Raw genomic sequence first — 20,285 nt, forward strand, 5'->3', positions numbered from 1 at the left:
CGATGTCCCGGTAGCTCCAGCCGCTGGGGGCCTGGCGACCGCGCTGGGCGAGTGCGGAGCCGAGGACCTTGAGCACCGCCTCCTTGGCCGCGAAGCGGGCGGCCAGCGAGTCGGGGCGGGCGGCGCAGGCCTCGCGCTCGCGGTCGGTCAGGACCCGCTTGGCCAGCGCCGGCACAGCGCGTAGACGCGCCTCAAACCGTGCCACGTCCACCAGGTCGGTACCGATTCCTACGATCACCGCTCCAGGTAACCAGGTCTAAGGGTGTAGGCCAAGCGATGGGTGGGCTGTCTACGGGCGCCAGAGGGCTTGGTAATGTTATCAGCGCCGGCGCACCTTGGTAAACTTACCAACATGAGACGTCCCCTTGACTCGCCGTTCAGCCCAGGATCGGACACCGTCCCCCAGGTCTGGGCCGGCCGGGCCGCGCAGCTGAGCGACTGGCGTGACGTCCTGCGCCCGCGCAGGCTCGGTGGCATCGCTGAGCGGGGTCGCACGATCCTGGGCGAGGCGGGCACAGGCAAGTCCTCGCTCGTGCGCAAGATCGCGGCGGACGCTGCGCAAGGCGGGGACTGGGTCACCTCCCAGCTGCGTATCCCGGCTGGTGCTGATCCCCTTAAGCGGGTAGCCGTGGCCCTGATCGACCTGGCGCGCGAGGCGGGCCTGGCTGCGGCGCGGGAGGAGCGGATCAAACGTCTGCTCGGTCGGGTTGAGGCGGTCGCGCTCTCAGGCGTGTCCGTCTCGCTACGGGAGGCAGCCGGACCGGATCCCTACACCAGCCTCAGCGAGCTGCTCATCGAGATCGGGCGGGAGGCAGCCCGGCACAAGGACCGCATGGTCCTCCTCCACGTCGACGAGGTGCAGAACATCACCGACGACGCGGTGCGCTCCCAGCTGCTCATTGCCCTGGGGGACGCTCTCGTGCACGAGGAACGGCGCCAGGTGCCAGGCGGGGTTGAGCTCAGTCCTGCGCTGCCGCTGTCGGTCTACCTCACCGGCTTGCCCGAGTTTCAGGACACGGCGGGCTCCCGGACGGGCGCTACCTTCGCGCGCCGGTTCCAGACCACGACGCTGGGAGCCCTCGACGAGGCCGACCTGGCCCTGGCGCTGCATCCCTTCGTTGACGAGGGATGGGTCATCGCTGATGCGCACGGGCACAACCAGCGGATCCGCATGACGCCTACGGCCTGCCGCGCCCTGATCGACCTGTCCTGCGGCGAGCCCTTCCTGTTCCAGCTGGCGGGGGAGCGCGCCTGGTTCGCGGGGGTGGGGGACATGATCACGGCTGAGGAGGTCCATGAGGGCTGGCGCAGCGCCGCGGCGGAGGCCGAGACCCATGTCCAGCGCGTCCTCGCCCGCCTACCGGCCCGGGAGGAGCGGTTCCTCCGGGCGATGGCGGCACTGGACCCGCACGAGCGCACCCTGACGCAGATCGCGCGTCAGATGGGCCACGCGCATGCCAGCGAACTGGGAACGACGGCGCAGCGCCTGGACCTGACCCGCGGGATCGTTGAGCGTGGGCGTCCCTACACCTTCCGCCACCGGGCGGTCGAGGCCTTCCTCACCAGCTCGTGGCCCTGGGTCTAGCCCCTGCCGAGACTGGTGGCGGCCAGAGCCTGCCACAGCCTCACGTGAGAGGGGAGGATGAGCAGGTGCGTGAAACCTGCCCGACCCTCCACCCGATCACCGCCTACCCGGCCTCCGCCATCGCCGAGGCCGAGGCGCCGCTGACGGCGGGCACCGACCGCTACATGCGCGCCGCTGCTCACTACCTGTTGGCCGCCTCCAGGCAGGAGCTGGCGGCCCAGGCCGCTGGCGCCGTGCAAGCCGGTAGCGCCGTTCACAGGCTCGGCGGAGCCGCTGGCGCCGGGGTGGTCCTGCTGGTGGGCGGCGGACACAACGGCGGCGACGCGCTTTTGGCAGGCGCCGCACTACAGCGCGCCGGCGCGCGCGTGACCGCCCTGCTGGCCACCGAGCACCCGCACGCCGCTGCCCTGGCCCAGGCGTACGCCGACGGCGTGACGGTCCTGGCCGGGCAGCAGGCAGCCTCCTGGCTGCACGATGAGACCGCACTGCGCGGTCCGCTCTCCTTCCGGCTCGTCCTGGACGGACTGACCGGCATCGGCGCCACCGGAGCCCTGCGCGCCGAGGCGGCTGCCCTGGTCGAGCCCCTGATCGCCCGCGGAGGTCGCGGTCAGCGTGGTTTTCGCGTGCTCGCGGTGGACCTGCCTTCGGGGACCGGCGTGGACGAGGGCACCGTGCCTGGCCCGGTGCTCACCGCTGACCGGACCGTCACCTTCACCTGCCTGCGCGGAGCCCATCTCCTGCCGCCGGCAGCCCAGCACGTGGGTGAGGTCGAGGTCGCCGACCTCGGCCTGCCGGTGCCAGCCGGCGCCCCTCTGGTACAGCGGCCCAACGAAACCACGCTCGCCAGGATGGTCACGGTGCCCGGCGACGCTGACCACAAGTACACCCGCGGCGTCGTCGGCCTGTGGGCAGGAAGCCTGACCTATCCAGGCGCCGCTGTCCTGACCGCGAGCGCGGCGGCGCGCACAGGGGCCGGCATGGTCCGGCTCATCGCCCCACGCCGGGTGGAGGACCTCGTGCTCGCCCGTCGCCCGGAGGTCGTCCCGGCGGACGGTCGCTGCCAGGCGCTCGTCATCGGGCCGGGGACCGACCCGGGCGACGAGGAACGGATGGCCCAGCTGGCAGAGGCGCTGGAGCGCTCCGTTGACCAGGACCTGCCTGCCGTCGTGGACGCGGGGGCCCTGACGCTGGTGCCGTCCGTGCTGGCGGCCGGGACGATGGCGCCCGGCGGGCTGGGTGAGCGCAGGGTACTGACTCCCCACGCCGGCGAAGCCGCAGCGTTGATCAGCGAGCTCGGTGTGCGGCGCACCCGCCAGGAGGTCGAGGCGGCTCCGGCTGCCGCAGCCCGACGGCTGGCGACGCTGACCGGTGCCACGGTGGTGCTCAAGGGGACCCCGACGCTCGTGGCACGTCCAGCAGGGACGGATTTGGGGGCGACCGAGGCTGGGCTGCTGTCCCTGGACGCTGGTCCCGGCTGGCTGGCCACGGCCGGCAGCGGCGACGTCCTGGCCGGGGTCCTGGGCACTGTGCTTGCGGCTCGGGGAGCGCAGGAGGAGCAGGGCAGCCAGAGGCTGGATCCCGCAGCCTGTGCCGCGCTCGCGGTCCGTCTTCACGCACGCGCCGGCTGGGCGGCGAGTCTGACCCGACAGGGGCTGGAGGCTGATGGCGAGTGCGAAGGCGCGCACGGAGGGCCGGTGACGGCCCTGGACGTCGCTGAGGCACTGCCTGGTGTCCTGGCGCGAATGGTTGATCACAGCCTGGCCCCTGACGGCTCGCCCGTGGCGAGAGTGGAACAATGCCGTTCATGACTGTCGCGTCCTCCGCTGACTCATCCGCACCACAGACCTCAGCGCGCACCTGGGCGGCTGAGGTGAGGGTGCCCGGGGCTGCGACCGCCTGTGCCCTCATCGACCTGGAGGCTCTGGCCCACAACGCTCGCGTTCTTGCCAGTAAGGCCGGACGCGCATGGATGGCCGTGGTCAAGGCCGATGCCTATGGCCACGGTATCGAGGCGGTGGCGCGGACCTGTCTGGACGCCGGTGCCAGCTGGCTCGGCGTCGCCCAGCTCGATGAGGCGCTGCACCTGCGCGGTCTGCTTGACGCGGCTGGTGTCGCGCGCCCGCGCTCGGCTGACGAGCCTGCCTCCAGCCAGGCGCCACGCTTGCTGTGCTGGCTGGTGCCCGTCCTGAGCCCGCAGCAGGCTGCCAGGGAAGGCTCGCCCCTGTGGGAGGCGCTGGCAGGAGACCTTGACCTGTCAGTCTCCACGCTCACGCAGCTCCAGGCCGTTCGCGTCGCGGCGCGTGCCCAGGGTGTCGTGGCCCGGATCCACGTCAAGGTGGATACGGGGATGTCCCGTGCGGGGGCGGTGCTGGAGGACCTGCCGGCGCTGGCACGCGAGGCCAGGGCCGCGCAGGACGCGGGGGAGGTCGACGTCGTCGGCCTGTGGTCCCATCTCTCGCGGGCTGACGAGCCGGACAGCGGGTCCACCGAGGACCACCTGGCGCGGTTCCGGCGTGGTGAGCAGATCCTCAACCAGGCGGGTCTGCACCCGGGCGTGCGCCACCTCTCCGCCACCGGCGGGCTGGAGTGGCACCCGCACGCCCGGCTGGACCTGGTGCGCATCGGCATCGGTCTGTACGGCTTCTCGCCCGAGCCTGCCGTCGCCACCTCCCAGGAACTGGGGCTACGCCCGGTCATGCGCCTGCAGGCGCCGCTTGTCCAGGTCAAGCGCATTCCCGCTGGACAGGCGGTCTCCTACGGCGGGACCTGGAGCGCTCCGACCGACCGCTGGGTAGGCCTGGTGCCGCTGGGCTACGGCGACGGGATCCCGCGTGCCGCCGCCAGCACTGGCCCGGTCTGGGTGGCGGGCAGGCGCACCACCGTGGTGGGCAAGGTGTGCATGGACCAGGTCGTCATCGACCTCGGCCCGGCCACTGACGCCGCCGGTTCGCCGTTGCCCGCGCCGGCCGCGGCTGGCGACCGGGCGATTGTGTGGGGCGACCCCGACCGTGACGGTGAGGGGGTCCCCACCGCCGAGGACTGGGCGAGGGTGTGCTCAACGATCAGCTACGAGATCCTCACCCGCCTGGGGCCGCGTGTCCCGCGTGTCCCGGTCGGGTGAGGTCGGCTGGCGGCGGGACGCCTAGAGTGGAGCCGCCGGCAGGCCCGCCGAGCAGCCCGAGACCTCAGGAGTGGTGATGACCTCTCACGCAGCCCAGACCGTGACCGTGACGACGACGGACGCGGACGGCACCCGAGCCCTGGGTGCGCGTGTGGCCGCCTTGTTGCGCCGTGGCGATCTCGTCATGCTCTCGGGAGGGCTCGGGGCCGGCAAGACGACCCTGGCCCAGGGCATCGGCTCCGCCCTTGACGTGCGCGGACGAGTGTCCTCGCCCACCTTCATCATCGCTCGTGTCCACCCCGCCCTGGGAGATGGGCCGGACCTCATCCACGTCGACGCCTACCGGCTGTCCAGTTTGGAGGAGATTGACGCGTTGGACCTGGACTCCTCCCTCCAGGAGTCCGTGACCCTGGTGGAGTGGGGCGAGGACAAGGTCGAGGCCCTGAGCGCCGACCGCCTGGAGATCACCGTGGGACGCCCGCACGGTGGCCTTGCGCGCCCTGGCGGTGCGCAGACCGACGGGGGACAGGAGACGGTGCCCTCGGACGCGGCTCACGGGGTCACTGACCTGGCCGAGGTTGACGACGGACGACGCACGATCACGCTCACCGCGATGGGCCCGCGGTGGGCAGGTGTCGATCTCGACAGCCTCCTGGCCTGAGCGTCTGAGTCCGGCAAGGGCCTAGGCTGGGTCCCGTGCGCATTCTTTCCATCGACTCCTCGCTCGGAACCCAGCTCCTTGTCTGCGACGCAGACCCTGCCGGCCAGGCCCCTGACCAGGCCATGCGCCTGACGGTCCTGGTCTCGCTCGACCAGGAGGACTCACGCCACCACGCTGAGTCCCTGGGCCCGATGCTCTCCCAGGCTCTGTCGACCCCCGGCGTGGCGAACCAGCCCCTGGACGCCGTCGTTGCCGCGACAGGCCCGGCTCCCTTCACCGGGCTGCGGGCGGGGCTGGTGACCGCACGCACCGTGGGACGCGCCCGTGGACTGAGGGTCTACGGCGTGCCGAGCCTGGACGCCGTCGCCCGCCGCGCCCTTGACGAGCTGGCGCAGGCCGAGGACGCGGAGGCAGCCAGTCAGGCGGTGGTCCAGGTGGCCACCGACGCCCGCCGCAAGGAGGTCTACACCGCGCGCTACCGTGCCAAGGGCGCCGACGACGTCGAGCGGCTGGGCGAGATCGGCGTGATGGCGCCGGCTGAGCTCGCCGGCGTGCTGGAGGCTGACGCGGTGGCTTATGTGGCCGGATCCGGCGTCGGGCTTTACCCCGAGCTGGCTGAGGCTCGTACGGCCCTGGCGCCGGTCTCCGGTGACGCGCTGGCCCAGGTCCGTCTCGCGCTGGTGCGGCTCGCCCAGGGGCGTGAGCTGCCCACTGAGCCTCTCTACCTGCGTCACGCCGACGTCCAGATGCCCACCGCCACCAAGCGTCACAGGTGAGCCAGGTCACCGGCCCCGACCGGGGCGAGAGCCTCGCGCAGGCGCATCTGCGTGCGATGACGAGTGCTGACCTTGCGCAGGTGGCTCGCCTGGAGGGCGAGCTCTTTGGGGGCGAGGCCTGGAGCCCCCAGCTGCTGGCAGACGAGCTCGCCGCGGCCCAGGGGCCGCAGGCGGACCGTCGCTACGTCCTCGTCGAGGATGCAGCCGGTGGCCTGCTGGGGTACGCCGGCCTGTGGTTCGGCGATGGTCGCGGGGAGGCTGACCTGCTCACCATCGCCACCGTGCCGGCTGCACGACGCCGTGGCGTGGCCACGGTGATGCTCACCGATCTGGTCGAGGTGGCGCGCGGTCGTGGCTGCCGCGCGGTGCTGCTGGAGGTGCGGGCCTCCAACGAGGCAGCCCAGCGCCTGTACGCCGGGCACGGATTCCGCCCCCTGGGTGTGCGCCGGCGCTATTACGTCGCACCGGTGGAAGACGCCGTGGTCATGCGCCTGGACCTGCGAGGCAGCCTGGGAGCTGTGGGCGCGGAGACATTTGGTGCGAGTGGTCTGACGAAATGATGCAGGACGTGAGGTCTTTTGACCTGACGAATGAGGCTGGCTCGCAGTGCGTATGAGACCGGGCAGGGCCGGGAAGTACCGTCATGACGCCAATCTCGGATCAGGGTGCTGAATCGGGGACATCGAATAGGACTATCGGCGCACTCACCCTGGATACGCTTCCGCCGTGGCCTCACAGACTGTTTCACCCAAGAAGAAGCGGACCGCCTTCTCGACCACTGTCTTTATGAAGCGCCTCATGGCGTGGTCGGGCATTGTCTTCCTGCTCTTCGTCATCTTCCATGCTTACGGCAACACCCACTACTTCCAGGGCGAGATTGCCTACGATCACTACGCGGTGTTCCTGCGGACCCTGCTCCAGCCGCTGCTGCCCTACGAGGGCTTCCTGTGGATCATGCGCATCGCGCTGGTGATGCTGCTGCTCGCGCACGCTGGCAGCGCCTTCCACCTGTGGCACCGCAACAAGAAGGCACGCGGCAGTGACAAGTACGCCGTGAAGAAGCCGGGCGCGGAGTACTTCGCCTCGCGCTACGCCATGCGCACCATGCGCTGGGGCGGCGTCATCCTGCTGCTGTTCATCATCTGGCACATCCTGCAGTTCACCACCCTGTCCGCCACCCCGGGCGGTGAGTACGTGCACGGTCGCGCGTACCAGAACATGTACTACGGCTTCCAGCTGTGGTGGGTCTACCTCATCTACCTGGTGGCGCTGGCCGCCCTGTGCCTGCACGTGTGGCACGGCGTGTGGTCTGCCCTGCAGACCGTCGGTGCCATGCGCGGCAACGTCATCCCCTTCGTCCGCGTCATCGCCTTTGTCGTCGCCTTCGCGCTGTTCGCCTGCTTCATGGCAGTGCCTACGGCGATCCTCTTCGGATGGGTCGACGCCCCCATGGCCGCTGCTGACTACTACCCGCAGTTCTGCGACGCGATCGGCTCGGCTGCCGAGCAGTTCGCTGACCACTGCGCGGCCGTCGCCTACTGACTGATCGAGAGTGAGTGAATGATGACTGAACTCATCGAGGGCCTCTACACCGAGGGCGAGAAGATCGCCGATACCAAGGCGCCCCACGACGTCCCGATCGCCAAGCGCTGGGAGCAGCGCAAGTTCAACGCCAAGCTGGTCAACCCCGCCAACCGCCGCAAGCTCGACATCATCGTCGTCGGCTCCGGCCTGGCTGGTGGCGCTGCTGCGGCGTCGCTGGGCGAGCAGGGCTACAACGTCAAGTGCTTCTTCTACCAGGACTCCGCCCGCCGCGCGCACTCCATCGCGGCCCAGGGTGGTATCAACGCGGCGAAGAACTACCGCAACGACGGCGACTCGATCTACCGCCTCTTCTATGACACGGTCAAGGGCGGTGACTACCGGGCGCGTGAGGACAACGTCTACCGCCTGGCCGAGGTCAGCGCCAACATCATCGACCAGTGCGTGGCCCAGGGCGTTCCCTTCGCCCGTGAGTACGGCGGCCTGCTGGACAACCGCTCCTTCGGTGGCGTGCAGGTCTCGCGTACCTTCTACGCCCGTGGCCAGACGGGTCAGCAGCTGCTGATCGGCGCCTACCAGGCCCTGGAGCGCCAGGTGCGCGCCGGCACGGTCAAGGAGTTCCGCCGCCACGAGATGGTCGAGCTCATCGTCGTGGACGGCAAGGCCAAGGGCATCATCGCCCGTGACATGGTCACCGGCAAGATTGAGACCCACCTGGCGGACGCCGTCGTGCTGTGCACCGGTGGCTACGGCAACGTCTTCTTCCTGTCCACCAACGCCATGGGCTGCAACGCGACCGCCATCTGGCGTGCACACCGCAAGGGCGCCTACTTCGCCAACCCCTGCTACACGCAGATCCACCCCACCTGCATCCCGCAGTCTGGTGACTTCCAGTCCAAGCTCACCCTCATGAGTGAGTCCCTGCGTAACGACGGACGCATCTGGGTGCCGAAGAAGGCAGAGGACTGCAAGAAGGACCCGAAGGACATCCCCGAGGAGGATCGCGACTACTACCTGGAGCGCATCTACCCGGCCTTCGGAAACCTGGTCCCGCGTGACATCGCCTCCCGTCAGGCCAAGAACATGTGCGACGAGGGTCGCGGCGTGGGCCCGGCCATCAAGGAGAAGGCGCCCGACGGCACCGAGCGCATGGTCTCGCGCGGTGTCTACCTCGACTTCTCCGAGGCTATCGAGCGCCTGGGCAAGGAGCAGGTCAGCGCCAAGTACGGCAACCTGTTCGAGATGTACCAGCGCATCACCGGTGACGACCCCTACGAGACGCCGATGCGCATCTACCCGGCCGTCCACTACACGATGGGTGGTCTGTGGGTCGACTACGACCTGGAGTCGAACATCCCGGGCCTGTACGTGGCTGGTGAGGCGAACTTCTCCGACCACGGAGCCAACCGCCTGGGTGCCTCGGCGCTCATGCAGGGTCTGGCGGACGGCTACTTCGTCCTGCCAGACACGATGAACGACTACCTGGCGGACATGCTCCGTGAGGGCAAGGTCGACCCCAACGCCCCGGAGATCGAGGAAGCCCGCAAGAGTGTCGAGGAGCGGATCTCCCGGCTCATGGCGCTGCGCGGCACCCGGTCCGTCGATGACTTCCACATGGCGCTGGGACGCATCATGTGGGAGTACTGCGGTATGGAGCGTCGCGACGAGGGTCTGCGTGAGGCCATCAAGCAGATCCGTGAGCTGAAGGAGGAGTTCTGGCGCGACGCCCGTATCACGGGCGAGGCGATGGAGCTCAACCAGACGCTGGAGAAGGCTGGCCGCCTGCTCGACTTCTTCGAGCTGGCCGAGCTGATGTGCATCGACGCGCTGCACCGCCGTGAGTCCTGCGGTGGTCACTTCCGCGCCGAGTCCCAGACTCCTGAGGGAGAGGCCCTGCGCCACGACGACGAGTTCCTGTACGTGGCCGCGTGGGAGTGGGGCGGCGAGAACCAGGCCCCGATCCTCCACAAGGAGGACCTCATCTACAAGGACATCGAGCTCAAGCAGCGGAGTTACAAGTGAACATCAAGCTCAAGATCTGGCGTCAGAAGAACCAGAACACCGAGGGGCACTTCGAGGAGTACTCCATGTCGGGTATCGAGGAGCACATGAGCTTCCTCGAGGTCCTCGACCTGCTCAACGAGCAGCTGTTCCAGGAGGGCAAGGAGCCCGTCGCCTTCGACTCGGACTGCCGTGAGGGCATCTGCGGTCAGTGCGGTGTGGTCATCAACGGACAGGCCCACGGGCCGATCCGCTCCACCACCTGCCAGCTGCACATGCGTCACCTGGCCGAGGACCCCTCCTTCAAGGACGGCGACACCATCACGATCGAGCCCTGGCGCTCGGCGGGCTTCCCGATCCTCAAGGACCTGGTGGTCGACCGTTCCGCCCTGGACCGCATTGTCCAGGCCGGCGGCTACATCTCGGTCAACACCGGTGCGGCCCCCGAGGCCCACTCGGTGCCGGTCCAGAAGGAGAAGGCTGACGCTGCCTTCGAGGCTGCGGCCTGCATCGGCTGCGGTGCCTGCGTGGCGGCCTGCCCGAACGCCTCGGCCATGCTGTTCACCGGTGCGAAGATCTCCCACCTGGGTCTGCTCCCGCAGGGTCAGCCCGAGCGTCTGTCCCGTGTGGTCTCGATGCTCAACCAGCACGACGCCGAGGGCTTCGGTGGTTGCACGAACATCGGTGAGTGCGCGGCCGTGTGCCCCAAGTCGGTGCCGCTGGAGGTCATCTCGCGTCTGAACCGCGACCTCGGCCACGCGCTGTGGAAGGGCCAGCACGCTCACGTGTGAGCCTGGCCAGGCGGGCCCCAGGCCCGCCTGACGGATCTGAGACGGCGGGGCCGTCACCCTCACGAGGTGACGACCCCGCCGTCGTGCTCGGGGTATCCGGGCTGATGGGCGTAGGGACTAGGCTGGCGGGCGTGAGCGAACCTCTGATCCTGGGAATCGAGTCCACCTGCGACGAGACTGGCGTGGCGCTAGTGCGAGGCCGCGAGCTGCTGGGGGACGTCGTGGCGACGTCGATGGATGAGTACGCCCGCTTCGGCGGGATCATCCCCGAGATCGCCTCCCGGGCCCACCTGCAGTCCTTTGTCCCCACGCTGGACGCCGCCCTGACCAAGGCGGACGTGGACCTGTCTGAGGTCGACGCCATCGCCGTATGCGCCGGCCCTGGCCTCATCGGCTCCCTCACCGTGGGCATCTCTGCTGCCAAGGCGCTGGCTGCCTCGCTGGGCAAGCCGATCTACGGCGTCAACCACGTCATCGGTCACCTGGCCGTCGACGAGCTGGTCGACGGCGCCCTGCCTGAGCGGGCTATCGGGCTCATTGTCTCCGGCGGTCACTCCAACATCGTCTCCATCAGCGACATCGCCACCAACGTGCGTGAGCTCGGCGGCACCCTGGACGACGCCGCAGGTGAGGCCTTTGACAAGGTGGGCCGTCTTCTCGGTCTGCCCTACCCCGGTGGCCCCCACGTCGACCGCCTGTCCCAGGAAGGGGACCGCGAGGCCATCCGTTTCCCCCGAGGGCTGGCCGCCGGCAAGGACAAGGAGCGCCACCGCTACGACTTCTCCTTCTCCGGCCTCAAGACTGCCGTGGCCCGTTACGTGGAGTCCCTGGAGGATGATGGCCAGGAGGTGCCTAAGGCGGACGTGTGCGCTGCCTTCTCCGAGGCGGTCAATGACTCCCTGACTGGCAAGGCCGTCCAGGCCTGCCTGGACGAGGGCGTGGACACCCTGGTCATCGGCGGTGGGTTCTCCGCCAACTCCCGGGTTCGCTCGCTGGCGGCCGAGCGTTGCGAGGCGGCTGGGATCACGCTGCGTCTGCCCCCGCTGCGCTACTGCACGGATAACGGTGCCCAGATCGCGGCGCTGGGCAGCGCGGCCGTGCGCGCCGGCGTGGAGCCCAGCCCCATGGACTTCGCTCCTGACTCCGGGATGCCCCTGGACACCATCATCGCCCTCTGACCCGGAGCAGCTCCAGCCGGCAGGGCTGGCGGAGCCGGCCAACGGCCTGCGGGCCGACGCCGTGCCTCAGGCGCTGGCGAAACGATGGCGGTGAGAGGCCGGCAGGGTGGAGGGGTGGATCGTCGAGGCCGTGGAGAGGACCTCGGTGGGGCTCAGGGGCCTGCCCGCCCGCACCTCGGCCTGCATGAGCTTGACGGCCGCCTGGTTGGCGCCGCCGGCAGCGCTGACCGCGGCGAGCTGACGCTGGTAGGAGGCTCCGGCGTCGAGCGTGGTTTGGATCGCTACGAGCTCACGGACGCACCCCAGTTCCTCGGCCACTGGCATGAGCTGCTCGACCATCTGGGCCACGGTGTCGCTGACCAGCTCCTCCTCGCCGTCGGAGCCGGTGATGAGGATGGCGTCCATGCCGTAGCGCGCTGAGCGCCACTTGTTCTCATCGACGTACCAGTCAGGCATGGCGTCGAGCTCTTCACCCCTGTCCAGCGCGCGGGAGAAGCTCTCGACCAGGCACTGGGTGAGCGCCGCGATGCTGGCGAGCTCAGTGAGGTTGGTGGCGGCGTCGCAGGCGCGTACCTCGATGGTGCCGAGCCTGGGGGGAGGGGCGCACGTCCCAGCGCACTTCGCTGAACTCCTCGATGACGCCGGTGTGGATCATGTCCCCGGCGTAGGCCTCCAGATCCGCCCAGGTATCAAGCTGGTGCGGGGCGCCTGCGGTGGGCAGCTGCTGGAACATCATCGCCCGGTTGTCCGCGTACCCGGTGGCCTCCCCGGCCCAGAAGGGAGACGAGGCGCTCAGGCACTGCAGGTGCGCGGTCCGGGTCAGCAGCGCCTTGAGGATGGGCAGGGCCTTGTCCCGGTCCTCCAGGCCCACGTGGACGTGAGTGCCGAAGATGAGCATCTGGTGACCCCACAGGCGGGTGCGGTCCACGAGCCGGGAGTAGCGCTCGGCGTCGGTGACTCGCTGGACCAGGGGGTCAGCGAAGGGGTGGGTGCCGGCACTGACCAGGTCCACGCGCAGCGGGTCGACCACCGGCAGCAGACGGTCGTAGGCGAAGGCAATGTCTTCGACGCACTCGGCGATGGTGTGACGGGCTCCCGAGACCAGCTCGATGGTGTTGAGCATCATCTCGCCGTGGATATTCGGGTCCTGGCCGACGGCGCCCAGGATCTCGGCGGCGCACTGGCGCAGGTCGAGGGAGTCCCGGTCCAGGAGCTGAAGCTCCCACTCAATACCGACGCCGGAGCGCGGTGAGGAGGCAAAAGACAGCTCCTGGCGGTGGTGATGGCGGAAGCGTGGTGCCGTGGTCATGGTGCGCCCTTCGTCAGGAAGGGTGCCAGAAGAAGTCCGACCCGCCGCGGCGGAACCGGGCCTGTCTAGGCCGTCCGCGGTCAGTCTAGGCCTGCGCTGCGTCCTCCTGCTCCAGCTGCTCGACCACCAGGACCACGCCCTTGGGGCTCGAGGCCTTGCCGCGGCCACGCCCCGGCATCGAGCCTAGCCGTGTCAGTACCCAGGTCTCGCCGTGGGGACCCTTGGGACGCAGTGAGGCGCGCAGGGCGTCGGGGGAGACCTCAACGCCGCGGCGGTGGATCTCCAGTCGCCCGATCTCCTTTGTGCGCACCCGCGCCTTGAGGGCCTTGAGGTGCAGGGGCAAGACCTCCCGGATACGCCAGCTACGCAGGAAGGGACGCAGATGCTCGGGAGCGGGAGCCGAGCCCGTGAGGTAGGCGATGCGTGGAGCCAGGGGCCGCGCCCCCAGCTGCTCGGCGATGAAGGCAACCAGCCCCGCACGGATGGCTGCGCCGTCGGGCTCGTGCAGCAGGGGAGCCAGGTCATCAGCTCCGGCCACGGCATCGGTCTGGACGGGAGCGGTCGAGGGGTCCACACAGCCCGGGTCGGCCAGGACGTGGGCGGTGGGGCCGCCTGGGCGGTGCGGGTCCTCGGTGAGGACGAGGGCGGAGCGGCCAGGGCCCTCGGGGGCCAAGGGGCCGCACCAGATCCCCGCCTCGACGACTTCTCCGCCCACGCTGACCCACTGCACGTGGGAGTCGGCCGGCAGGGCCGCGTGCTCGATGCCGGGAGCGACCTTGATGCCCAGGGCCTCGACCTGGTCGCGCAGCGCCAGGACCTGGCTGAGCCGAGGAGACCACTGCTCGGGGTCGGTCAGGCGCCAGCCACCGGCCCTCCTGGCGGGATCAGCGAAGACGGCGTCGACGCCGTGGGCGGCCAGGTCCACCTCCAGCGCGTCAGCGCACAGGACCTCGGCGTGGGAGAAGGCCATGAGATTGACCGTGGCCAGTGCCGCTGTCGCCTCATCGCGCTCGACGGCGAGAACCGGCAGGTCCAGGCCGGCCAGTGCCACGGCGTCCCCACCGATGCCGCAGCCCAGGTCCGCCACGCGGCTCACTCCTGCCTTGGCGTAGCGGGCAGCGTGGTGGGCGGACACGGCCAGGCGCGTGGCCTGCTCCAGGCCGTCTGGGGTAAAGAGCATCTGGGAGGCGAAGGGGCCGAACTTGGCCGTGGCGCGCTCGCGCAGGCGCTGCTGGGTCAGGGCTGCTGAGACCAGCTGCGGGCTGTGGCCGGCCTCGCGCAGCTCCTCGCCCAGGCGCAGGGCGGAGTCAGGGTCGTAAGGAGGCAGTGAGGACAGCAGCTGCCAGCCCTGCGGGGTGAGCAACGGGGCGAGGGCGGCGGCGTCGGGCGCGGCGGAGCGGGAGGAAGAAGCCATCGTCACGATGATCGCACGCCGATGGCGAACCAGGGCCCTCCCTTTGGCACTCGCGTTGACTGAGTGCTAACGCCGCGCGTAGATTCTCTTCTGGACGCGGGGCCGGCGAAGGCTCCGCGGCACGCGCCCTCGGCGCTGACGGACCGACCCCCGCGACGGCGGCCCGGCAAGTCAGGACGCGGACCACAACACCATCCGTACGCTGAACAAGCGAGAAGGGGAGGACACCATGTCGATCTCCATCAAGCCGCTCGAGGACCGCATCGTCGTCCAGACGCTCGAGGCCGAGCAGACCACCGCCTCCGGCCTGGTCATCCCGGACACTGCCAAGGAGAAGCCGCAGGAGGGCAAGGTCGTGGCCGTGGGCCCCGGCCGCGTCGACGACTCCGGCAAGCGCATCCCGGTGGACGTCGCGGAGGGCGACGTCGTCATCTACTCCAAGTACGGCGGTACCGAGGTCAAGTACGCCGGTGAGGACTACCTCATCCTCTCGGCGCGCGACGTGCTCGCCGTCGTCACCAAGTGACGTCACGCTGACCGCCCTGGTGCGGCCACAGGTGGGGGAAGGAGCTACGGTTCCTTTCCCCATCGTCGTGTCTGGACGGGTGACAGCGTGGCCCTGGGGGGGGGCGGTCATCGCGTGCCTTGGGCGCCGTGGCGTGCGAGTAGGCGGGTGGCCAGCGGGCTCCAGACACCCAGAACCGAACGGGCGCGGTGGGGTGTTACGGCAGCCGGCGTCCGGCCAGGACCTGCCGGCGCTCCTCCTCGGTCATCCCGCCCCACACGCCGTAGGGCTCGTGGGTCGCCAGAGCGTGCTCGCGGCAGCGCGCAAGTACGGGACAGGTACGGCACACGGCCTTCGCGCCGTCGTCACGCCGACGGCGCGAGCGTCCCCGCTCTCCGTCAGGGTGGAAGAACTGGGCGGAGTCCATTCCCAGGCAGGCGCCCTGGTACTGCCACTCCCACAAAGCGGTCACGGGACCAGGCTGCCGCGACCGCTCAGGCATGGATGAGTCCCTTCTCAGTGACGACGGCGGACCCTGCCGTCACACCCGTGTCTTAGGGAAGATTAGGGTGCTTTCGGGAGAACGGCAAGCATTGGTGTACCACTGAAGGGGCTGGGCGGTCTCAGTCTGCGGGATGCGGCACCTGCGGGGCACGCGCGCGTGAGCAGCCCGACGCTGGCGCGGGGTGCACGGCAGGCTCGCGGGGTCCTACCATGCACACTGTGAGCGACTCGATCACCAGCCCTGACCTGTATGCACCGACCGGACTGACCTACGACGATGTTCTCCTGCTGCCCAGGCTGACCGACGTCATCCCCTCCGAGGTCGACACGGCCTCCAGACTGACCAAGAAAATCAGCCTGTCCACCCCGCTTCTCAGCGCCGCGATGGATACCGTCACCGAGTCCGAGATGGCGATTGCCATGGCTCGCCAGGGCGGTATCGGCATCCTGCACCGCAACCTGTCCATCGAGGACCAGGCCCAGCAGGTGCGCCGGGTCAAGCGCTCAGAGTCGGGTATGGTCTCCGACCCCGTCACCGTGGGGCCGGACGCCACCATCGCCGAGCTGGACAAGCTGTGCGGCCACTACAAGGTCTCCGGCCTGCCCGTGGTTGACGAGGGCGGCAACCTGCTCGGCATCATCACCAACCGCGACCTGCGCTTCGTGCCGGCGGACACCTGGGGCACCCTGCGCGTGCGTGACTGCATGACGCCGCGCGAGCGCCTCATTACCGGACCCACGGGTATCTCTCGCGAGGACGCCAAGGCGCTCCTGGCCGAGCACCGTATCGAGAAGCTCCCACTGGTTGACGCCACCGGGCGCCTGACCGGCCTCATCACGGTCAAGGACTTCGTCAAGACCGAGCAGTACCCCCACGCCACCAAGGACGAGGAAGGGCGCCTCGTGGTCGGCGCCGCCGTCGGCTACTGGGGTGACACCTGGGACCGCGCCGGCGCGCTGGCGGATGCCGGGGTGGACGTGCTCGTGGTGGACACCGCGAACGGTGGTGCCAAGCTCGCTCTGGAGATGATCTCGCGTCTGAAGAAGGACTCTGCCTTTGCCGGCGTGCAGATCATCGGCGGCAACGTCGCGACCCGCGAGGGTGCGCAGGCGCTTATCGACGCCGGTGTTGACGCGGTCAAGGTCGGTGTGGGCCCGGGCTCGATCTGCACCACCCGCGTGGTGGCGGGCGTGGGCGTGCCGCAGGTGACCGCCGTCTACGAGGCAGCGCGCGCCTGCACCCCGGCCGGTGTGCCGCTCATCGCCGACGGCGGTCTGCAGTACTCCGGTGACATCGCCAAGGCCATGGTCGCCGGTGCTGATACCGTCATGCTCGGCTCTCTCCTGGCCGGCTGCACCGAGTCCCCCGGTGACCTCGTCTTCGTCAACGGCAAGCAGTGGAAGCGTTACCGCGGCATGGGCTCGCTCGGTGCCATGAGCTCTCGCGGCCGCAAGTCCTACTCCAAGGACCGCTACTTCCAGGCTGATGTCTCGGGTGACGACAAGATCGTTCCCGAGGGCATCGAGGGCCAGGTGCCCTACTCCGGCTCCCTGGCCGACGTCGTCTACCAGCTGGTTGGTGGCCTGCACCAGTCGATGTTCTACGTGGGTGCACGCACCATCCCCGAGCTCAAGGAGAACGGTCAGTTCGTGCGGATCACGGCTGCGGGTCTGAAGGAGTCCCACCCCCACGACATCCAGATGACCGTCGAGGCGCCCAACTACGCTGGCCGCAGCTGAGGCGCGATTGCTAGCGCAGGTCTGACCTGGCGCAAGCCTCGCCTGACGCAGGCCCGGCACTGGCACCAGGTGGTGCAGGTGCCGGGCCTGCGCTTTGGATGCTCAGGATTCTGAGGCCAGGGGCCAGGAGGGATCGACGTCAGCCGGACGGCCCTGCCGGCGCAGCCAGTCGTTGAAGGACTGCGCCCACGCGCGGTGGCTGGAGGCCTGGAAGGACTGCAGCTGGCTCAGGCTCATCTGGGCAAGCTCAGGGTAGGCGTGGGCTAGGGCCTCCAGGACGTCGAGGGTGGCTGCGACGTCGACCTCGGCGGTGTGGAGAGCCTCATCGACCTGGACGCCGTAGACCTGGCACATGGCGTCCAGACGACGCTTGCCCTTGCGGAACCGGTCCACGGCCCGGTCTAGCACCAGGGGGTCCAGGACAGGAGCGAGGGGACCACCCAGGCGCTCGCGCAAGGTGGCCAGCCCATGGCGCGCCAGCTCGTGCTCCATGAGCGTAAGGTCAAAGGAAGCGTTGAAGGCCACGACCGGCGTCCCCGCACCCATGGCCTGAGCCAGGCGTTGGGCCACCTCCTCCAGGACCTGCGGGGCAGGGCGCCCCTCAGCCTGGGCCCGCTCGGTGGAGATGCCGTGGACAGCGCTGGCGCCGGGCGGAATCGGCACCCCGGGATCGGCCAGCCAGGTCACGACCTCCTGACGACGCGTACCCTCGCCATGGCGAGGGCCGCGCATGACCAGGGCGGCGGTGACGAGCCGGTCCTGGCTCGGGTCGACGCCGGTGGTCTCGGTATCGAAGCCCAGGAAGGGGCCATCGGTCCAGCTTGGGGCGGTGTGCTGCTCGCTCATGACCATGAGTGTGCCACCAGGGTCTGACGCAAACTCGCCCCCAGGGCGGTTGGCCTGCTCGGTGGCCTACCATCCGTCTATGAGCGCAGAGGTCGAGATCGGGCGTTCCAAGCGCGCCCGCCAGGCATACTCCTTCGACGACATCGCCCTCGTCCCCGCGCGGCGGACCCGGGACACCCGAGACGTGCGTGTGGGCTGGCAGGTCGATGCCTACCACGTCGACATGCCGGTGGTGGCCGCGCCCATGGACTCGGTGATGAGCCCGGACACCGCCATCATGGTGGGGCGTCTGGGTGGCATTGGCGTGCTCGACCTGGAAGGGCTGTGGACCCGGTACGAGGATCCCGAGCCCGCCCTGGCGCGTATTCGTCAGGCGGCGCCGGAGCAGGCCACCCGCGTCCTCCAGGAGGTCTACCGGGCGCCTGTGCGCCCTGAGCTCATTCGCGAACGTCTGGCTCACATTCGCAAGGCCGGTGTGGTGGTGGCCGGCCGGCTCAGTCCTGCCCAGACCCTGCGTCACTGGCGTACCGTCGTCGAGGCCGGGGTGGATCTGTTCGTCATCCGCGGCTCGGTGGTCTCGGCCGAGCACGTGTCAGGCAATGCTGAGCCCCTCAACCTCAAGCGCTTCATCTACGAGCTCGACGTACCGGTGATCGTCGGCGGGGTGACTACCTATACTGCGGCGCTCCACCTCATGCGCACTGGCGCTGCGGCCGTCCTGGTGGGCCAGGGCGGCGGTGCCTCCTCCTCGATCCGCCAGGTTCTGGGCCTCCACATGCCCATGGCGACGGCGGTGGCTGACGTGGCAGCGGCGCGGCGCGACTACCTTGACGAGTCTGGGGGACGCTACGTCCACGTCATCGCCGACGGCTCGGTGGGTAACTCCGGGGACGTGGTCAAGGCCATCGCCTGCGGTGCAGACGCCGTCATGCTCGGCGCCGCGCTGGCACGCGCCCAGGAGGCCCCGGGCGGTGGGTACCACTGGGGTGCGGAGGCGCGCCATGACGCCCTTCCTCGTGGCTACCGCTCCTACGTCGGCACCGTGGGCACGATGGAGGAGATCCTGTGCGGGCCCTCGGACCGGGCGGACGGCACGCTCAACATCGTCGGGGCGCTGCGCCGGACCCTGGCCACCACGGGCTACGCCGATGTCAAGGAGCTTCAGCGCGTCGAGGTTGTCCTGGCCCCCTACGACCCGAGCTGAGCCGCGTCCCTCGCTGGCGGCAGGTGTGGGCGTCCTGACGTGGCTCAGCGCGCCCAATCGGTGCCATGTTGCAGGCGAGTCGGGTAGTGTCTTGGTCAACGTCAGCGTCCCCGCTGATGACCGCAGTTGTTGTCGGGACCGCCACCCAGCAGATCCCTGACCGTTTAGAAGGAGTCACCTATGGCACAGGTTACTGCCACCATCGCCTCCAAGGTCGGGCTGCACGCCCGTCCCGCCGCTACCTTCGTCAAGGCCGTTGCCGACTCTGGTGTCAAGGTCACCATCGCCAAGGAGGGTGGCGCTCCTGTGGACGCCGCCTCCATCCTCGGTGTGATGACGCTGGGCGCCGCTCACGGCGACGTGGTTGTCCTGGAGTCCTCCGACGCTGACGCCGACAAGGCTCTGGCCGACCTCAAGGCCCTCCTGGAGACCGACCTGGACGCCTGATCCGCCCTGTTTCATTTCACGCTGCAGGGGCGCTCCCATGACGGGAGCGCCCCTGCAGCGTGTCTGGGACCTGCTGGAGACGGCGCGGGGCGGATTGCGTTTCCTGCGCTGAGCTTGTGCTGGAGTGGTGGGTGAGAGCCGGGTTGTGGGCTCGGTGTGGCTGCCTAGGGGCGTCGGTTGAGGCCCTGAACCGTCGGATTGGTCATGGTGCGCTTCCTGGATACGTCGGTTTAGGTGCTGAACAGTCGGTTCGGGTGTGGCGGGGATGGGGTTCGACTGTTCAGGGCCTGAAGCGACGGAGACGCGACGGAGATACGGTGGCGTGCGGGCCGGGGCGGGTGGCGTGCGGGGACGGTGCGATGGGCTTTTGGTGCGTGGGTTGGGTGATTGGTGCGTGCTTTGGTGAATGTGACGGTCTCTAGGGGAGTGCTAGGGCACGTACCAATGGCGTATGCACGCGATCATCGGGGGTGGCACGTACCAACGGGACTGGGTCCCGGAGCGGGAGTACGCAGCTATGGGTGGAGGCACGCATGCATCACTGGAAGTACGCCGATATCGGGGAGTACGCGCTTCAATGGGGCTGGGGCTCGGCTGGGGGAGCGCGCAGCTATGGGTGAAGGCACGTCCGCATTGGGGAGACACGTACTAACAGGGCGGG

18 protein-coding genes and 1 pseudogene are annotated in these 20,285 nt (G+C 69.3%); 14 read left to right on the forward strand and 5 right to left on the reverse strand.

The features are described from left to right. Nucleotides 1-238, reverse strand: a 238-nt coding sequence (locus tag HMPREF0058_RS04090; protein WP_006548421.1) for a holo-ACP synthase, incomplete at its 3' end; no start/stop codon positions are given. Nucleotides 239-352: 114 nt separating this feature from the next. Between HMPREF0058_RS04090 and HMPREF0058_RS04095 the strand changes: the two genes are divergently transcribed. The 10 genes from HMPREF0058_RS04095 to tsaD all read left to right on the forward strand — a co-directional run bounded on the left by HMPREF0058_RS04095 (nucleotide 353) and on the right by tsaD (nucleotide 11,655). After that, entirely contained in the window at nucleotides 353-1,585 is a 1,233-nt protein-coding gene (locus HMPREF0058_RS04095; protein WP_006548422.1) for an ATP-binding protein, read from the forward strand. Between the two features lie 65 nt (nucleotides 1,586-1,650). Beyond that, on the forward strand, nucleotides 1,651-3,393 hold the full coding sequence (locus tag HMPREF0058_RS04100; protein ID WP_239668791.1) for a bifunctional ADP-dependent NAD(P)H-hydrate dehydratase/NAD(P)H-hydrate epimerase: 1,743 nt from the start codon (nucleotides 1,651-1,653) through the stop codon (nucleotides 3,391-3,393). Further along, the gene (gene alr / locus HMPREF0058_RS04105) at nucleotides 3,381-4,706 is read left to right on the forward strand and encodes an alanine racemase (protein ID WP_006548424.1); all 1,326 of its coding nucleotides are present in this window, start codon (nucleotides 3,381-3,383) and stop codon (nucleotides 4,704-4,706) included. Before HMPREF0058_RS04100 ends, alr begins: the two co-directional genes overlap by 13 nt. 76 nt (nucleotides 4,707-4,782) lie before the next feature. Continuing rightward, nucleotides 4,783-5,367 carry a tRNA (adenosine(37)-N6)-threonylcarbamoyltransferase complex ATPase subunit type 1 TsaE gene (gene tsaE, locus HMPREF0058_RS04110; protein ID WP_006548425.1) on the forward strand — a complete coding sequence of 195 codons (585 nt, stop codon included), beginning with the start codon at nucleotides 4,783-4,785 and terminating at the stop codon, nucleotides 5,365-5,367. Nucleotides 5,368-5,402: 35 nt separating this feature from the next. Beyond that, nucleotides 5,403-6,143 carry a tRNA (adenosine(37)-N6)-threonylcarbamoyltransferase complex dimerization subunit type 1 TsaB gene (gene tsaB, locus HMPREF0058_RS04115; protein WP_006548426.1) on the forward strand — a complete coding sequence of 247 codons (741 nt, stop codon included), beginning with the start codon at nucleotides 5,403-5,405 and terminating at the stop codon, nucleotides 6,141-6,143. Nucleotides 6,144-6,199: 56 nt separating this feature from the next. Then, entirely contained in the window at nucleotides 6,200-6,703 is a 504-nt protein-coding gene (rimI, locus tag HMPREF0058_RS04120) for a ribosomal protein S18-alanine N-acetyltransferase (RefSeq protein ID WP_050765660.1), read from the forward strand. A gap of 226 nt (nucleotides 6,704-6,929) precedes the next feature. Then, nucleotides 6,930-7,685, forward strand: a complete 756-nt coding sequence (locus HMPREF0058_RS04125; protein ID WP_006548428.1) for a succinate dehydrogenase cytochrome b subunit — start codon at nucleotides 6,930-6,932, stop codon at nucleotides 7,683-7,685. A gap of 21 nt (nucleotides 7,686-7,706) precedes the next feature. Further along, on the forward strand, nucleotides 7,707-9,707 hold the full coding sequence (locus HMPREF0058_RS04130) for a fumarate reductase/succinate dehydrogenase flavoprotein subunit (protein ID WP_081449180.1): 2,001 nt from the start codon (nucleotides 7,707-7,709) through the stop codon (nucleotides 9,705-9,707). Further along, nucleotides 9,704-10,477, forward strand: a complete 774-nt coding sequence (locus tag HMPREF0058_RS04135; RefSeq protein WP_006548430.1) for a succinate dehydrogenase/fumarate reductase iron-sulfur subunit — start codon at nucleotides 9,704-9,706, stop codon at nucleotides 10,475-10,477. Before HMPREF0058_RS04130 ends, HMPREF0058_RS04135 begins: the two co-directional genes overlap by 4 nt. 131 nt (nucleotides 10,478-10,608) lie before the next feature. Next, entirely contained in the window at nucleotides 10,609-11,655 is a 1,047-nt protein-coding gene (tsaD, locus tag HMPREF0058_RS04140; protein WP_040319516.1) for a tRNA (adenosine(37)-N6)-threonylcarbamoyltransferase complex transferase subunit TsaD, read from the forward strand. A 66-nt stretch (nucleotides 11,656-11,721) separates the two neighbouring features. Here tsaD and HMPREF0058_RS04145 read toward each other — a convergent pair. Together HMPREF0058_RS04145 and HMPREF0058_RS04150 are read right to left on the reverse strand one after the other, a co-directional pair. Further along, nucleotides 11,722-12,964, reverse strand: a pseudogene (locus HMPREF0058_RS04145) (glutamate--cysteine ligase). Between the two features lie 85 nt (nucleotides 12,965-13,049). Then, nucleotides 13,050-14,378 carry a class I SAM-dependent methyltransferase gene (locus HMPREF0058_RS04150; protein WP_034236288.1) on the reverse strand — a complete coding sequence of 443 codons (1,329 nt, stop codon included), beginning with the start codon at nucleotides 14,376-14,378 and terminating at the stop codon, nucleotides 13,050-13,052. Nucleotides 14,379-14,607: 229 nt separating this feature from the next. Between HMPREF0058_RS04150 and groES the strand changes: the two genes are divergently transcribed. After that, complete coding sequence (gene groES / locus HMPREF0058_RS04155; RefSeq protein ID WP_006548435.1) at nucleotides 14,608-14,904, forward strand: co-chaperone GroES; 297 nt, start codon at nucleotides 14,608-14,610, stop codon at nucleotides 14,902-14,904. A 196-nt stretch (nucleotides 14,905-15,100) separates the two neighbouring features. Here the strand turns inward: groES and HMPREF0058_RS04160 are convergent, their stop codons facing one another. Continuing rightward, nucleotides 15,101-15,385, reverse strand: coding sequence for a WhiB family transcriptional regulator (locus HMPREF0058_RS04160; RefSeq protein WP_006548436.1), 285 nt, complete (start codon nucleotides 15,383-15,385; stop codon nucleotides 15,101-15,103). Between the two features lie 212 nt (nucleotides 15,386-15,597). On the opposite strand from HMPREF0058_RS04160, the gene guaB reads away from it, so the two are divergent. After that, nucleotides 15,598-17,127, forward strand: a complete 1,530-nt coding sequence (guaB, locus tag HMPREF0058_RS04165; protein WP_006548437.1) for an IMP dehydrogenase — start codon at nucleotides 15,598-15,600, stop codon at nucleotides 17,125-17,127. A 102-nt stretch (nucleotides 17,128-17,229) separates the two neighbouring features. Here guaB and HMPREF0058_RS04170 read toward each other — a convergent pair whose 3' ends face one another. Next, entirely contained in the window at nucleotides 17,230-17,979 is a 750-nt protein-coding gene (locus HMPREF0058_RS04170) for an exonuclease domain-containing protein (RefSeq protein WP_006548438.1), read from the reverse strand. Between the two features lie 73 nt (nucleotides 17,980-18,052). On the opposite strand from HMPREF0058_RS04170, the gene HMPREF0058_RS04175 reads away from it, so the two are divergent. Together HMPREF0058_RS04175 and HMPREF0058_RS04180 are read left to right on the forward strand one after the other, a co-directional pair. Next, on the forward strand, nucleotides 18,053-19,177 hold the full coding sequence (locus HMPREF0058_RS04175; protein WP_006548439.1) for a GuaB3 family IMP dehydrogenase-related protein: 1,125 nt from the start codon (nucleotides 18,053-18,055) through the stop codon (nucleotides 19,175-19,177). 180 nt (nucleotides 19,178-19,357) lie between these two features. Beyond that, the gene (locus tag HMPREF0058_RS04180) at nucleotides 19,358-19,624 is read left to right on the forward strand and encodes an HPr family phosphocarrier protein (RefSeq protein WP_006548440.1); all 267 of its coding nucleotides are present in this window, start codon (nucleotides 19,358-19,360) and stop codon (nucleotides 19,622-19,624) included. The last annotated feature ends 661 nt before the right edge of the window (nucleotides 19,625-20,285 follow it).

Source organism: Actinomyces urogenitalis DSM 15434 (genome assembly GCF_000159035.1).
In the GTDB taxonomy this organism is placed as follows: domain Bacteria; phylum Actinomycetota; class Actinomycetes; order Actinomycetales; family Actinomycetaceae; genus Actinomyces; species Actinomyces urogenitalis.

Bases quoted from the DNA above. Each gene is read 5' to 3' on its own strand.
- rimI (WP_050765660.1), top strand. From the start codon at position 6,200: ATGACGAGTGCTGACCTTGCGCAGGTGGCTCGCCTGGAGGGCGAGCTC.
- HMPREF0058_RS04160 (WP_006548436.1), bottom strand. From the start codon at position 15,385: ATGCCTGAGCGGTCGCGGCAGCCTGGTCCCGTGACCGCTTTGTGGGAG.
- alr (WP_006548424.1), top strand. From the start codon at position 3,381: ATGCCGTTCATGACTGTCGCGTCCTCCGCTGACTCATCCGCACCACAG.
- HMPREF0058_RS04175 (WP_006548439.1), top strand. From the start codon at position 18,053: ATGAGCGCAGAGGTCGAGATCGGGCGTTCCAAGCGCGCCCGCCAGGCA.
- HMPREF0058_RS04150 (WP_034236288.1), bottom strand. From the start codon at position 14,378: ATGGCTTCTTCCTCCCGCTCCGCCGCGCCCGACGCCGCCGCCCTCGCC.
- HMPREF0058_RS04130 (WP_081449180.1), top strand. From the start codon at position 7,707: ATGACTGAACTCATCGAGGGCCTCTACACCGAGGGCGAGAAGATCGCC.
- guaB (WP_006548437.1), top strand. From the start codon at position 15,598: ATGCACACTGTGAGCGACTCGATCACCAGCCCTGACCTGTATGCACCG.
- groES (WP_006548435.1), top strand. From the start codon at position 14,608: ATGTCGATCTCCATCAAGCCGCTCGAGGACCGCATCGTCGTCCAGACG.
- HMPREF0058_RS04095 (WP_006548422.1), top strand. From the start codon at position 353: ATGAGACGTCCCCTTGACTCGCCGTTCAGCCCAGGATCGGACACCGTC.
- tsaE (WP_006548425.1), top strand. From the start codon at position 4,783: ATGACCTCTCACGCAGCCCAGACCGTGACCGTGACGACGACGGACGCG.
- HMPREF0058_RS04125 (WP_006548428.1), top strand. From the start codon at position 6,930: ATGAAGCGCCTCATGGCGTGGTCGGGCATTGTCTTCCTGCTCTTCGTC.
- HMPREF0058_RS04180 (WP_006548440.1), top strand. From the start codon at position 19,358: ATGGCACAGGTTACTGCCACCATCGCCTCCAAGGTCGGGCTGCACGCC.
- HMPREF0058_RS04170 (WP_006548438.1), bottom strand. From the start codon at position 17,979: ATGGTCATGAGCGAGCAGCACACCGCCCCAAGCTGGACCGATGGCCCC.